The 13,308-nt window shown below is 32.2% G+C and carries 13 protein-coding genes and 1 pseudogene; 8 read left to right on the top strand and 6 right to left on the bottom strand.

What is annotated here, in order from left to right:
- Nucleotides 1-18: 18 nt before the first annotated feature.
- From NHF47_RS02040 to gdhA, 3 genes are all read right to left on the bottom strand, one after another.
- Nucleotides 19-732, bottom strand: coding sequence for a DNA repair protein RecO (locus NHF47_RS02040; protein WP_252763354.1), 714 nt, complete (start codon nucleotides 730-732; stop codon nucleotides 19-21).
- Nucleotides 732-3,017 (bottom strand): two-component regulator propeller domain-containing protein, encoded by a 2,286-nt coding sequence (locus tag NHF47_RS02045; protein ID WP_252763355.1) that lies wholly within the window; start codon nucleotides 3,015-3,017, stop codon nucleotides 732-734. The genes NHF47_RS02040 and NHF47_RS02045 overlap by 1 nt, the downstream gene beginning before the upstream one ends.
- A gap of 116 nt (nucleotides 3,018-3,133) precedes the next feature.
- The gene (gene gdhA / locus NHF47_RS02050) at nucleotides 3,134-4,477 is read right to left on the bottom strand and encodes an NADP-specific glutamate dehydrogenase (protein WP_252763356.1); all 1,344 of its coding nucleotides are present in this window, start codon (nucleotides 4,475-4,477) and stop codon (nucleotides 3,134-3,136) included.
- Nucleotides 4,478-4,704: 227 nt separating this feature from the next.
- Here gdhA and NHF47_RS02055 point away from each other — a divergent pair, with 227 nt between their 5' ends.
- Nucleotides 4,705-5,487: a glutamate dehydrogenase gene (locus NHF47_RS02055; protein ID WP_252763357.1), complete on the top strand. Its 783-nt coding sequence runs from the start codon at nucleotides 4,705-4,707 to the stop codon at nucleotides 5,485-5,487.
- Between the two features lie 78 nt (nucleotides 5,488-5,565).
- On the opposite strand, the pseudogene NHF47_RS02060 reads toward NHF47_RS02055, so the two are convergent.
- A pseudogene (locus NHF47_RS02060) lies at nucleotides 5,566-6,714 on the bottom strand (cystathionine gamma-synthase); the annotation flags it as partial.
- Nucleotides 6,715-6,739: 25 nt separating this feature from the next.
- Entirely contained in the window at nucleotides 6,740-7,198 is a 459-nt protein-coding gene (locus tag NHF47_RS02065; RefSeq protein ID WP_252763359.1) for a DinB family protein, read from the bottom strand.
- A 182-nt stretch (nucleotides 7,199-7,380) separates the two neighbouring features.
- On the opposite strand from NHF47_RS02065, the gene NHF47_RS02070 reads away from it, so the two are divergent.
- The 7 genes from NHF47_RS02070 (at nucleotide 7,381) to nadD (ending at nucleotide 11,711) form a co-directional block, all read left to right on the top strand.
- Nucleotides 7,381-7,746, top strand: coding sequence for a hypothetical protein (locus tag NHF47_RS02070; protein ID WP_252763360.1), 366 nt, complete (start codon nucleotides 7,381-7,383; stop codon nucleotides 7,744-7,746).
- A gap of 37 nt (nucleotides 7,747-7,783) precedes the next feature.
- Nucleotides 7,784-8,134, top strand: a complete 351-nt coding sequence (locus NHF47_RS02075; RefSeq protein ID WP_252763361.1) for an arsenate reductase family protein — start codon at nucleotides 7,784-7,786, stop codon at nucleotides 8,132-8,134.
- The gene (locus NHF47_RS02080) at nucleotides 8,134-9,027 is read left to right on the top strand and encodes a DMT family transporter (RefSeq protein ID WP_252763362.1); all 894 of its coding nucleotides are present in this window, start codon (nucleotides 8,134-8,136) and stop codon (nucleotides 9,025-9,027) included. The genes NHF47_RS02075 and NHF47_RS02080 overlap by 1 nt, the downstream gene beginning before the upstream one ends.
- Before the next feature lie 91 nt (nucleotides 9,028-9,118).
- Nucleotides 9,119-9,979 carry a YicC/YloC family endoribonuclease gene (locus tag NHF47_RS02085; protein ID WP_252763363.1) on the top strand — a complete coding sequence of 287 codons (861 nt, stop codon included), beginning with the start codon at nucleotides 9,119-9,121 and terminating at the stop codon, nucleotides 9,977-9,979.
- Nucleotides 9,980-10,052: 73 nt separating this feature from the next.
- Nucleotides 10,053-10,625, top strand: a complete 573-nt coding sequence (gmk, locus tag NHF47_RS02090) for a guanylate kinase (protein WP_252763364.1) — start codon at nucleotides 10,053-10,055, stop codon at nucleotides 10,623-10,625.
- Nucleotides 10,626-10,697: 72 nt separating this feature from the next.
- Nucleotides 10,698-11,063 (top strand): four helix bundle protein, encoded by a 366-nt coding sequence (locus tag NHF47_RS02095; RefSeq protein ID WP_252763365.1) that lies wholly within the window; start codon nucleotides 10,698-10,700, stop codon nucleotides 11,061-11,063.
- A 66-nt stretch (nucleotides 11,064-11,129) separates the two neighbouring features.
- Complete coding sequence (gene nadD / locus NHF47_RS02100; protein ID WP_252763366.1) at nucleotides 11,130-11,711, top strand: nicotinate (nicotinamide) nucleotide adenylyltransferase; 582 nt, start codon at nucleotides 11,130-11,132, stop codon at nucleotides 11,709-11,711.
- Nucleotides 11,712-11,761: 50 nt separating this feature from the next.
- Here nadD and NHF47_RS02105 read toward each other — a convergent pair whose 3' ends face one another.
- A complete protein-coding gene (locus NHF47_RS02105; protein WP_252763367.1) occupies nucleotides 11,762-13,213 on the bottom strand; it encodes a nicotinate phosphoribosyltransferase in 1,452 nt (483 codons plus the stop codon).
- Nucleotides 13,214-13,308 lie beyond the last annotated feature (95 nt).

The raw sequence follows: 13,308 nt of genomic DNA on the forward strand, positions 1-13,308 counted from the left end.
AAAAATCATCCGCCGTAATTATTCGAAAATTTGTGTTAATACGTCTATAGACTTTATTTTCTTACTGTTTTCAATATTAAAACTATAGTAATCAATGATGATCTTGAGTAAAATTCTTCTTTGATGGGATGAAAAAAGTTTTTCAGTCGTATATATATTTAAAGCAAGTAGTTTTTTTAGAAGCAAAGATTCATCTTCAGATAATGAATGCAAGGTAGATGTCTCAGAAAAAACTCCTTCACTTATATTAAAAAATTTGTTTTTCACATGATTATCTTGGGGATAAAAACCAAGGAATTTGGTTAACTGCAATAATAATATCAAATGAAAATTATACACTTCATCATGTGTATCAAACCATTGCATGGCGGTTTCAAGGTAATCAAATAATTGTTCATCTTTCCAGTGTTCTTTAATAGTATAATGCAATATTTCAGAGAGAAATAAGACTATAGAAGATTTGGTTATATCTAAATAAACAGAATGATAAGGATAATAAATTTTTACCTCTCTGATTCGGTGCAAGTTTTTTTTGAGGTTATGATTGGCTTCAATTTCAATTTGATTTAAAGGTTGGAAGAAAATCTTTTTTTGCTTATTATTTTTACCCGTAAAAGCATTGTGTATAAAATAGGTTTGCACTCCTTCTTCTCTTGTCAAACACTTAACAATCAAACTCTTATCGTTATACTTTACAGAAGAAACTACAATTGCTTTTGTTTTTATAAGCATTATCTAATAAGCATTACTTTTTTCACAGTTGAATCTAATCCATCTTGGGTAGCAATAAAAATCATATAAACTCCCGAAGCCACATTATAATTTCCAAAAGCAGAAGTGTCCCATTCTATTGTTCCTCCTTCAGAGGTCGTTTCGTATACTAAATTACCTTCTATATCCGTAATTTTAACATTGGCTTTATCAGTGAGGCCTGCTATTTTAACTGTTCCAGAAAATTCAGGTCGGACTGGATTAGGATACACGTAAACATTAGATAAATCACCACTCGCTTTTGTTGAAGTCCCTAGAAAAGATACTAATCCTTTGTCTGTAGCAAAAAATACTTCACCTGTAACATCGTCTATTTCTATATCATTTACATTATCACTTGGTAATGGAGAGTTTGCTTTTGTAAACCTGTAAAGGATTTGTTGTCCATTAGAAGAAACCAAAAAAACACCTGCATCCGCAATAGACACCCACTTTCTATTGGCCCCGTCCACTCGGATATCCAAAATAGGTTGTTGATAAAATAATTCCTGAGCTAAATCTCCTTCTTGTATAATAATTGGATTTGTTGACAACTCATTTTCAGACAAGAATTGGTCCACGCTTGAAAGTATTCGTAGGCCTTTTGCTGTTCCAATCCACACTTGATTTCGGTTATCTACAGCTACACAATTGACTATTTTATCTGGCAAATTACTATTATCAAAATCAATTACAATGAATTTGTTGTTCATTTGATCATTAAATGCCACTAAACCTTCATCAAATGCTGGTATCCATTTTGTATTATTTTTATCTATTGCCATCGGTCCATAACGTCCAATAGCATAATTTGACAAAATTCCGTTTACACTATAAGACTGCCACTGTCCGTTACTTCTTAAAACTTTAATAGCTCTTTCTACAAAAGCATTGGTTACCCATAAATTATTATCTTTATCAAAAGCAGGACTATTAATTCTTATATCAACATAATTTGGATTAGGTGGGCTTAAAATCAAAGATTCTAATCCGTTTGGACCCGTATTGGTATTGTTTAACAAAGTAATGTCTGCTCCATCAAGTTTTACTATACCTGAAAAGTAAGAGGTAAAATAGACTTGATTTGAGTTATTTGGATTAATCACTAAATCACAAATAGATTTTGCTTGTAATAAATCTTCATAGGAACTATTTATCCATCCATTATTAGGAGAATACTTGCTAGTTGGCAGCTCATCTAAAGGGTATGGATTATATTCCCTAGAATAGTCACCATAAACTGCCCATAATTGATTCGGTGATTTTTTTACCCGAAACACATTATTTCTAAAGGGTCCATTTGGCGTAACATTTTCAAATAGTGAAGGATTAGACAAAGTGGTTGTAAATACCCCATTCATTTCAGTACCAATAAAAATTTGACCGTTAACTACATGTGCTGCAGTAAATTGAGCATCGAAATCAGGAATTACAGTAATATGTGCCAATTGATTCCCTTGCGCATCCAAAACAAAAACATTATTTTGAGTGGTAACAATTAATTCATTACCATTTGTTTTTATTTTTCGCCCTATCTGACTTTGATTGAGAATGTTTTGAAAAGATCCATTGTATCGATAAGTGTTTCCATCGGTATTCATAGCAACAATTTGATTGTTTAATGTAACTATTCCTAGCCAATAACCACTATCAAAGGTTTGCCATTGATTATAATCGTATAAAAAAGGATTTGTTAAGCTAGCTTTTCTAATACCACTTTGTCGGGTTACCGCAAAGAGTTCTTCATTTAAAACTGTAGTTTGCAATACCTCAACTTCTTCACCTGAAGTCCCAATAAAGTAGGTGCTAATAAATTCTAAAGTGTTTAGGTTTAAAACAGATATTCCGTAATCGGTGGCAATGTATAATTTACCTTCATGTTCATAAAGATCATTTATTTTTTTCTTATTTGGAGCTACTGGGATTTCTTCAATGATGTCCACTTTTGTAGTGATAGTTCCATCTTCATTTGCTAATAATAGGAGTCCATTTTGATCACCAGCAATTGTTTTTTTAAAACTTTCAGAATAATGAATTGCTGTTATGGCGTTTGGTTTAAAACCATTAACAGAGTTGAGTATATTAACATCTTGCTGCGTTGTATTTTTATAAAAGACACCATTTTCAGTAGCGGCAAAAAAAGCTGTAGAAGATGCCTCTACATCAATAATTTCGTTATATGAGAAATAGCCTTTCCATAATAAATTCCCTTGAGGAAAACACCATTGACCTATGAGTAAAATGAAAATAAGAAACGTTAATCTCATGATTATAATTTTTACAAATATACTATAAACGCAGAATATTAATTTTAGGTATACAGTAAAGAAATAAAAAAGGCTTACTTTTCAGTAAGCCTTTTTTTTATTTTATTTATAAAAAATTATACAACACCTTGACCTAACATAGCATCTGCTACTTTAACGAATCCAGCAATATTAGCACCTTTAACATAGTCAACATATCCATCTGCATTCTTACCGTATTTCACACAAGATTCATGGATATTTGCCATAATTCCTTTTAGTCTTTCATCAACTTCTTCTCTAGTCCAACTTAAACGTAAAGAGTTTTGCGACATTTCTAAACCAGAAGTAGCAACACCACCCGCATTAGAAGCCTTTCCAGGAGCGAATAAAATTTTAGCTTCTTGGAATACTTCAATTGCTTCAGGAGTTGAAGGCATATTTGCACCTTCAGCCACACATATACATCCGTTATTAACTAATGTTTTAGCTTCTTCAGCGTTTAATTCATTTTGAGTGGCACATGGTAAAGCGATATCACATTTTACTTCCCATGGACGTTTTCCTTCTACAAATTTAGCATTTGGATATTTTGCAACATAGTCACTAATACGGCCATAATTAACATTTTTAATTTCCATGATATATGCTAATTTATCTGCATCAATACCTGCTTCATCATAAATATACCCAGATGAATCAGAAGCTGTAACTACTTTACCACCTAATTGAGTTGCTTTTTCAATAGCATATTGTGCTACATTTCCTGAACCAGAAACTACAACTGTTTTTCCAGAAAAACTTTGTCCTTTAGTAGCTAACATACTTTGAGCGAAATAAACATCACCGTATCCAGTTGCTTCTGGTCTTATTAAAGATCCACCAAAAGTAATTCCTTTACCAGTTAAAACTCCAGTGAATTCATTTCTTAATTTTTTATATTGGCCAAACATATAACCTACTTCTCTACCTCCAACACCAATATCTCCAGCAGGCACATCCGTATCAGCACCAATATGTCTTGACAATTCTGTCATAAAAGCTTGACAGAAACGCATAATTTCAACATCAGATTTTCCTTTAGGATCAAAATCAGAGCCTCCTTTACCACCACCCATTGGCAAGGTAGTTAATGAGTTTTTAAATACTTGTTCAAAAGCTAAAAACTTTAAAATACTTAAGTTTACCGAAGGGTGAAAGCGCAATCCCCCTTTATAAGGACCTATAGCCGAATTCATTTGTATTCTATAACCTCTATTTACTTGTGTTTTACCAGCATCGTCAATCCAAGCCACTCGGAACATTACTACTCTTTCTGGTTCAACCATTCTTTCCAAAAGCATTTTGCCTTGGTATTTTTTATTATCTTCGATAAAAGGAATAACAGTTTCTGCTACCTCCTTAACTGCCTGCATAAATTCAGGTTCGTTTGGGTTTCTTTTAGCTACAGCTTCAATAAAAGATGATACACTTTCTTTCATGATTTTTAGGTTTAATTTGTAATAAATTTAGTTTCCGTTTTTACTTAATGAAAACGTTTTCGTAACTGCGGTGCAAATATACATTTAATTAAATCATGTCGTATTTAAATTGCTAAAAAAAACAACTTCAAATCTCTTTTTTAAGAAAATTTTATCTAAAAAAAAGAAAAAAATTTTTACCTGTCTTTAGATTTTATATATTTGTCTATAAATGAAAAATTTTTAAGATGCCTAAAATATTAAGAAACCTGCTGTTTTTAACTGTTTTTATACCATTTCATGGAAACTCACAGTTAGGATTTTCCCACGAACTAGGAGTTTTTGTGGGTGGTGTTGCTTTTCAATCAGATTTTGGAGTTAGACATGATTTCGAAACCAACAAGGGAAATACAGGATTTGCAGTTGGTATTGTACATTACCTCAATTTTGCCTATCGCGCTGAGTGTAATTGTTACAGTCCTGATAGCTATTTTAATGATCATTTCAAATTACGTTCTGAATTATCTTTCAACAGCACTAAATTAGAGCATTTTGGAGAATATGCAGAAAAAAACACTATTTATGGTCAACAGTTAAAAGCTATGAAAGGGGAGGCAAAAGTAACTGACATCGGTATGCAATTAGAATATTATCCTTGGAGCATTAGACAATTCACTGCTGCTAGAAATGGTGCTTGGGCACCTTTTGTAGGATTAGGAGCTCATTTTTCATTTTTTCAAAACAATACTTATTCTGAACTAGGCCCTTTAGGAACTCCAGCTACAACTTTTCCAGATTATTTACCTGATGGTTATTCTTCAGAAGGAGGTAACACTTTTTCAGTAGTATCAAGTATTGGGACAAGATATAAGTTAACGGAATTATCGGATCTTTTTGTAGAATTGAGATGGCAATACTATTTTTCAGACTGGGTTGATGGTTTAAGAAAAAATCCTGATTTATATAAAGAAAACAAAGCTAACGATTGGAATCTTTGGTTTAATTTTGGTTACATTTATTATTTAGATTAAAAATATAAAATATAGTAAATAAGAAAAGCCTAGATTAAAATCTAGGCTTTTCTTATTTATAAAACGTTTATGATTTTGTTATTGAAGTGCTTGTTCTAAATCAGCTAACAAATCGTCAATATCTTCTACACCTACACTTAAACGAACTAAATCATCAGTTATTCCAATTTCTGCTCTTTTCTCAGCTGGAACAGAGGCATGTGTCATAGATGTTGGGTGATTTGCTAGAGATTCTACTCCTCCTAAAGACTCTGCCAAAGTAAATACTTTAACTCTCTCTAAAAACCGAACAGCATCTTCCTGTTTTCCAGAATTAAAAGTAAAGGTTACCATTCCTCCAAAACCTCCTATCATTTGCTTCTTTGCAATATCATGATGCTGGTGAGTTTCTAAACCTGGATAATAGACTCTTTTAATTGCTGGATGTTTGCTTAAAAAATCCGCAACTTTTGCCCCGTTTTCGCAATGTCTCTGTACTCTTAAGTGCAAGGTCTTAATTCCCCTAAGAACTAAATAACTATCCATAGGTCCTAATGTTCCTCCTGTTGCAAACTGTGCAAAATGTAATTTTTCTCCTAATGCGGCATCTTTTACAACTAAAGCCCCTGCGATAACATCCGAATGACCACCTAAGTATTTTGTAGCAGAATGCATGACAATATCAGCTCCTAAATCTAAAGGCTTTTGTAAATAAGGAGTCGCAAATGTATTATCTACTGCAAATAACAAGTTCTTCTTTTTTGTAAGCTTTGCAATAGCTTCAATATCGGCTAATTTCATCAACGGATTCGTAGGTGTTTCTACCCAAACTAACTTCGTGTTTTCATTCATTAAACTTTCCAATTTTTGCAAATCTGTCATGTCTACAAAATGAAATTTGATTCCAAAATCTTGATAAATACGTGCAAACATTCTATAGGTTCCTCCGTACAAATCATCCATTGCAATAACTTCGTCGTTAGGCTTTAATAATTTCATTACTGAATCTGTAGCCGCTAATCCTGAAGCAAATGCCAAACCTCTAGTTCCATTTTCTATACTAGCAAGTGCTTCTTCAAGAGCTGTTCTCGTTGGATTTGCAGCTCTACTATATTCATATTCACCAACCGGTTTTCCAGGAGACGTTTGCGCATAAGTAGAAGTTTGAAATACAGGTGGCATGACAGAACCTGTAACTTTTTCATGATGTTGTCCGCCATGTATTGTTTTTGTATTGAATTTCATTGCTTCTCTTTTTACAAAGGTATTACGTTTATAGGAATTTTCTAATTTGAAGTATAATACCTAAATGGATACCTTCATGAAAATTATTAAATTCAGCCGCTTGAGTCGCATTTTCCATAGTAAAACCTGTGCTTTTTGTTGTATACTCATGAAAAGTAACAAAACTATTTTTTGAAAAATCTTCTTGTGTTTGCACTATAGTACAAAATAAAATACTCTTAATATAATCTACTTCTTCTTGGGTAGTTTTACCCGTTGGTACAGTTCCATTACGATAGGTATCAATAAAAGCATCTGAAACATGCATAGGCAAACCAGACAATTTATAGATTAAAGATTGTTGGGTAGCAATACAATGCCCAATGTTCCAAATCATATTATTGCTAAATCCATGTGGAATGGTATTTAATTGCTCTAAAGTATAATGCTCTATAAAGTATAAAAACTGTTTTCTTATATTCTTAGTTATTCGAAAAAGTGTATCCATATCGGTAAATTTCTTACGAATATACTTAATTTATCAAGGTCAAAAAACGAATTCGATAACAAATAGACCTCATTAAAAGCGAAATTTATTAATTTAACTATATTTTAACGAATACCTCTTTTATGAAGCCATTTTCCAAACTAATTTAGTAACGTATTTGATTCACCTAAAAAATTCAACATATGAAAGCTTTATATCATTTTATCGTACTCGTTTTTGCTCTTTTCTCTGCAAATACTTATAGTCAAGAAACAAACCATCAGGAAGAAACTCAAAAAGTCTATGTACTCAAACCAGTTCCAAATCATGCGTATCAACATGTTTATTTTCCTAAAACAAATTTTATTAAAAAAAGAGGTGGTTTTGAAAATTATGAAGCATTAGTGGGGAAAAAAGTAGTGGTTGTAAATAAAATAAAAGAAAAAAAAGAGGGATGGATTGTGCTTCTAAAATTAGAAGATGGTGGTAAATTTTTTGGAGTTTATCCAACTATTGAAGCTCATTTAGAAAAAGCTATTGAAAAAGGCGAACTAGAAATAGCACTTTAATTATATCCCTTTAATCTGTACTTTTGTAAAAAAAATTATGCGAAAAATATACTTTCTAAAAACTTGTGATACTTGTAAACGCATTATTAAATCATTGCCTAATACAGACGATTTTATTTTTCAAGATATAAAAGAAGAACCTATTAGTGCTAAACAATTAGAAGAGATGTATGCTTTGACTAATAACTATGAAGTTTTGTTCAGCAAAAGAGCAAAACTCTATAAAGAAATGGGATTAAAAAATGAAGTTTTACAAGAAAATGATTTCAAACGCTACATCTTAGAGCATTATACCTTTTTAAATCGCCCTGTAATTATAGTAGAGGATAAAATATTTGTGGGTAATAGTCCCAAATCGGTACAAGCTGCCATAGACACTTTAAGCTAATGAGTAAGCGATCTTTAGCGCTTTTAGGTGCCACTTTTGTAGCTTTGATTTATGGAGCTAATTTTACTATTGCAAAAGATGTGATGCCTACTTATGTACAACCGTATGCCTTTATTTTGATTCGGGTTATCGGCGCGTCTATTTTATTTTGGTCGCTTACTTTTTTTGGTCCTAAGGAAAAAATTGCGCTTCAAGACTTTCCTCGAATTATTGCTGCATCTTTATTTGGTGTTGTCATCAACCAATTGTCATTTTTTAAAGGACTGAGTTACACTTCACCCATTAGTGCTTCAGTTATAATGGTAACTGCACCTATAGTTGTTTTAATATTATCGGCTATTTTGCTTCGCGAAAAAATAGAACTTAAAAAAGTCCTTGGCATTTTAATTGGTTTAACTGGAACCTCCATTTTAATTTTATATGGAAAAGACATTGGTGATAGTACGAATGCAGGTTTAGGTAATTTTTTAGTTTTTGTAAATGCTTCGTCTTATGCCGTATATCTGATTATTGTTAAAAAATTAATTTCAAAGTACCATGCTTTTACCTTTATAAAATGGATTTATACATTTGGTTTGTTATTCACATTGCCTTTTGCTTTTGAAGAATTTAAAGCCATTCAATGGGAAAGCATTCCTATTAACATTTATTACAACATAGGTTTTGTCGTTTTATTTACCACTTTTTTTGCCTATTTAATCAATTTAATGGCTATGAAAGAATTGAAACCTACTACCCTTTCCGTTTTTATTTATTTACAACCTTTATTTGCCACCATAATTGCTATAAGTTTACAAAAAGACGAATTAAATAATGTAAAATTAATTTCTGCGTTGCTTATTTTTATTGGTGTTTATTTGGTTACCCAAAAAAAAGCAATCCCTAAAAAATAGTTTCCAAATAGTCTTATTTCGAAATATCTAGTTAGTTTTTACGTATCACTTCTCACTATTTCTTATCTTTGACTTCTTTTTAAAATATGATATGATACTATCCATGACTGGTTTTGGTAAGGCCACTAAGCAATTGCCAAATAAAAAAATTAATGTTGAAATTAAATCTCTAAATAGTAAAGGATTGGATTTAAATATGCGTATGCCTTCTGTTTACAGAGAAATGGAGTTGGGTTTACGCAATGATATTTCACAAAAATTAGAGCGTGGTAAAGTTGACTTTTCGTTGTATATTGAAGTTACTGGAGAAGAGACTACTGCAAAAGTGAATGCTCCTGTAATAAAGTCCTACATCAATCAAATGAAAGCTATTTTACCAGAAGCCGATGCAACTGAGTTAATGAAAATGGCCGTTAGAATGCCTGATGCTCTTAAAACAGAACGTGATGAAATTGATGAAAATGAATGGGCAGAAATTGTGTTGGTTGTAAACGAAGCTTTAGAAAACATTCAAACCTTCAGAAAAGACGAAGGGAGGTCGTTGGAAAAAGAATTTCAATTGCGTATTGCCAATATTCGTTTGTATATGGAACAAGCCTTGTTGCTAGATCCAGAACGTGTTAAAAATATTAAAGAACGCTTACAAACCGCAATTGAAGAATTAAAAGTTACAGTTGACGAAAATCGTTTTGAGCAAGAATTAATTTATTATCTTGAAAAATTAGATATTACGGAAGAAAAAGTGCGTTTGACAAATCATCTGGATTATTTCTTACAAACCTTGAATGGAAAAGAAGCCAATGGTAGAAAATTAGGTTTTATTACTCAAGAAATGGGAAGAGAAATTAATACAATGGGTTCCAAGTCAAATCATGCAGAAATGCAGAAATTAGTCGTAATGATGAAAGACGAATTGGAGAAAATTAAAGAACAAGTATTGAATGTTTTATAAAAAACATAAAAAAATAAACTACAACACAACGACAAGCTTAGTGCCTTTGGCTTAAAGCTTAAAGCTTAAAAGAATGACAAAAGGAAAATTATTTGTGTTTTCAGCACCATCTGGATCAGGAAAAACGACCATTGTAAGACACTTATTAGAACAACCCGATTTGAATTTAGAATTTTCTATCTCTTGTGCTACGAGAGATCCTAGAGGAGAAGAAGTAAATGGAAAAGATTACTACTTTATCTCATGGGAAGAATTCAAACAACACATTAAAAACGAAGATTTTATTGAATGGGAAGAAGTCTATACCAATAATTTTTACGGTACATTAAAAAAAGAAGTGGAACGCATTTGGGCTTTAGGGAAACATGTTATTTTTGATATTGATGTGGTGGGCGGTTTGCGTATTAAACACAAATTCCCAGAAGAAACCTTAGCCGTTTTTGTAAAACCTCCAAGTGTAGACGAACTGAAACGCAGATTAAAATTACGTTCTACTGAAAGTGAAGATAAGATTAATATGCGAGTTGCCAAAGCTTCTGTCGAATTAGCTACGGCTCCACAATTTGATAAAATTATTAAAAATTACGATTTAGATACTGCAAAAGAAGAGGCGTATCAGTTGGTGAAGGAATTTATTGGAAAATAGTACTTAGTGATTAGTCCTCAGTACTTAGTAAAAAGTGAATTTCTAGTAGTTAGTATTTAGATAAACTATTTTATGAGTGGGATTAAGTCTTATAGAGAATTACTTATTTGGCAAAAAGGTATTAGAATTGTTGTTCTAGTATATAAACTAACTCAGAATTTCCCTAAAGAAGAGATTTATGCTCTGACCAGTCAGATTAAAAAGGCTAGTGTATCTATTCCTTCTAATATTGCTGAAGGTTTTGGACGTCAAACAGACAAATCATTCCATCATTTTTTGAATATTTCTAGAGGTTCCTTAAACGAATTAGAAACACAACTTATTCTTGCAAAAGAATTAGAATTCAATTTAGATGAAAAAATTTTTAATGAAATTATGCTTTTGATTGAAGAAGAAAGTAAAATGATACATTCTTTTTCAAAAAAGCTAAAAAATTAAAAAAAGTAATTTAGCACAAAACATTAAAAACTAAGGACTAACAACTAACCACTGAGCACTAAAATCATGAAAATCGGTTTGTATTTTGGAACATTTAATCCTATTCATATTGGTCATTTAATCATTGCCAATCATATGGCGGAACATTCTGATTTGGATCAAGTTTGGATGGTGGTTACCCCTCATAATCCTCTTAAAAAGAAAAGTACATTGTTAGATGATTATCATCGTTTGCACATGGTACATTTAGCTACAGAAGACTATGCCAATATTCAACCTTCCGATATTGAGTTTAAACTACCTCAACCTAACTATACAGTTCATACTTTGGCACATTTACTAGAAAAATATCCAAAATATGAATTTTCTTTAATCATGGGTGAAGACAACTTAAACTCGTTACACAAGTGGAAAAACTATGAGGTAATTCTACAAAATCACGACATTTATGTGTATCCTAGATTAAACGCGGGTGAAATGGACGAACAGTTTGCCAATCATTCTAAGATTCATAGAATTGGTGCACCCGTTATTGAATTGTCTTCGACTTTTATTCGAAATAGCATTAAAAACAACAAGAATGTAGTCCCGATGTTACCTAGTAAAGTTTGGGAATATGTGGAGCATAATTTGTTTTATAAGAAGTAATAAAAAAGCCTTGTTTTTAATGAATCAAGGCTTTTTTATAGTTTAATAGTTTATACTTTCACTCGCTTACGAATGTCTTCCAAAGCATGATCCACCAATAATTTTCCATCTCGGAATACCTCTTGCATTTCTCCTTGTTGTTCTTCTTCCCAAGAAACTTCATCTTTTAAGTTATATTTTCCATTTAAAAGTTCAATTTTCATTAATCCTTTAGCCGATTTTTTGGTACCATCATCTGTAATAGGATCTTTAAAAATGGCTCTTCCTTCTCCGTTTACTTCACCATAAGTAGCTTTCATCGCAAAACCAAATGTATCTCTAGTATTGTATTGATAAGTAAACGAACCAATTCCCAAGACCACATTGGTAGATGCAAATCCTTTTTTCTTTAGCTCTTCACAAATTTTTGTAGCTCTTTCCATCGTAATGCTATCGCCATAAATCGCTCCAATTTGAGGAACCAATTCTTTATATCCTTTCGCATTAATGGTTCCTCCAAAAGTATCCCAAAGTAGCTCTACAACCCCTTTTCTCTCTTGTTCAGTTTTTCCATTCGGATTTCCGCATAAAATATGAATGGGATCACCACTATCTGGTCGAATTACCACTTTACCTTCTCTCGCTATAATTTCTTCTTTCAATCGTGGTAAATAATCGGTTAGTACTTTCCATAAATCCCAAGTATCAGAAACAATAGACACAATACCTTTTGGATACACCTCACAAATTAATCGTTTGAAGGTATCATATTCTCCTTCAGTTGTTCCCATACACATGACTGAATGCTCTGTAGCTGCAACCGAACCACCAATTAACATGGCGTCGGAATTGGCATTGTAATAGGTTTCCAGAAAATCAATGGCTGGAATGGTATCGGTTCCTGTAAAACTCAATAAATGTCCGGCTGCAGAAAGAACCGCTGCTTCAATACCAGCCATACCACGCATAGAGAAATCGTGTGCTTGCCAATCTACAAACTCTGCAATGGAAGCTGTATCTTGTGCATATTTGTCTAAAATTTTACGATATTGTTTTGCAATAGTAGCCGAATTACAGGGTAACCACACCACGGCTGAAAGTAAGGTCTCGAAATAATTGGTCAACCAAAAGAATTCCGATTGGGTATTATACATGGTAAACATGGGTGTACGAATGGGTACACTAACACCTTCGGGTAAGGCTTTGAATACCATTGGAATGTATCCTAAATCATGTAAAGCAGCGATATGTTGTGTACCTACTTGATTTTCGCCCAAATAGTTATTGATACGACGTGCATATTTTTGAACGACTTCTTCTTTAGGTTTTGCAAAAAAATGATTTTGAAAATCTTCTAAAATGTATTTTTTGATAAAATATTGTAAGCCAAAGAATACGACTTCATTTACGCCTTCAATTCTTGATTTTCTAGGAGTCCAATTAGAATACACTAAACTTGTTCCGTTTGGATATTGTCTTCGGTGATCTACTTTATAACCGTCGGTTAACAGTAATGGGTTCATATCTATTATTTTTTTATTTGTAATTCATTCTTATTCGGACTTCAAAAGTAAAACTATAATGGTCTTACTATTTCATTATAAATAATGATTTTCCT

The sequence above is a fragment of the Flavobacterium sp. NRK F7 genome (genome assembly GCF_024054195.1).
Classification (GTDB): Bacteria; Bacteroidota; Bacteroidia; order Flavobacteriales; family Flavobacteriaceae; genus Flavobacterium.

Excerpts from the sequence above, each read along its gene's own strand:
- NHF47_RS02105 (WP_252763367.1), bottom strand. The coding sequence starts at position 13,213 with ATGAACCCATTACTGTTAACCGACGGTTATAAAGTAGATCACCGAAGA.
- gdhA (WP_252763356.1), bottom strand. The coding sequence starts at position 4,477 with ATGAAAGAAAGTGTATCATCTTTTATTGAAGCTGTAGCTAAAAGAAAC.
- NHF47_RS02045 (WP_252763355.1), bottom strand. The coding sequence starts at position 3,017 with ATGAGATTAACGTTTCTTATTTTCATTTTACTCATAGGTCAATGGTGT.
- NHF47_RS02085 (WP_252763363.1), top strand. The coding sequence starts at position 9,119 with ATGATACTATCCATGACTGGTTTTGGTAAGGCCACTAAGCAATTGCCA.
- NHF47_RS02080 (WP_252763362.1), top strand. The coding sequence starts at position 8,134 with ATGAGTAAGCGATCTTTAGCGCTTTTAGGTGCCACTTTTGTAGCTTTG.
- NHF47_RS02075 (WP_252763361.1), top strand. The coding sequence starts at position 7,784 with ATGCGAAAAATATACTTTCTAAAAACTTGTGATACTTGTAAACGCATT.
- NHF47_RS02070 (WP_252763360.1), top strand. The coding sequence starts at position 7,381 with ATGAAAGCTTTATATCATTTTATCGTACTCGTTTTTGCTCTTTTCTCT.
- NHF47_RS02040 (WP_252763354.1), bottom strand. The coding sequence starts at position 732 with ATGCTTATAAAAACAAAAGCAATTGTAGTTTCTTCTGTAAAGTATAAC.
- nadD (WP_252763366.1), top strand. The coding sequence starts at position 11,130 with ATGAAAATCGGTTTGTATTTTGGAACATTTAATCCTATTCATATTGGT.
- gmk (WP_252763364.1), top strand. The coding sequence starts at position 10,053 with ATGACAAAAGGAAAATTATTTGTGTTTTCAGCACCATCTGGATCAGGA.
- NHF47_RS02065 (WP_252763359.1), bottom strand. The coding sequence starts at position 7,198 with ATGGATACACTTTTTCGAATAACTAAGAATATAAGAAAACAGTTTTTA.
- NHF47_RS02055 (WP_252763357.1), top strand. The coding sequence starts at position 4,705 with ATGCCTAAAATATTAAGAAACCTGCTGTTTTTAACTGTTTTTATACCA.
- NHF47_RS02095 (WP_252763365.1), top strand. The coding sequence starts at position 10,698 with ATGAGTGGGATTAAGTCTTATAGAGAATTACTTATTTGGCAAAAAGGT.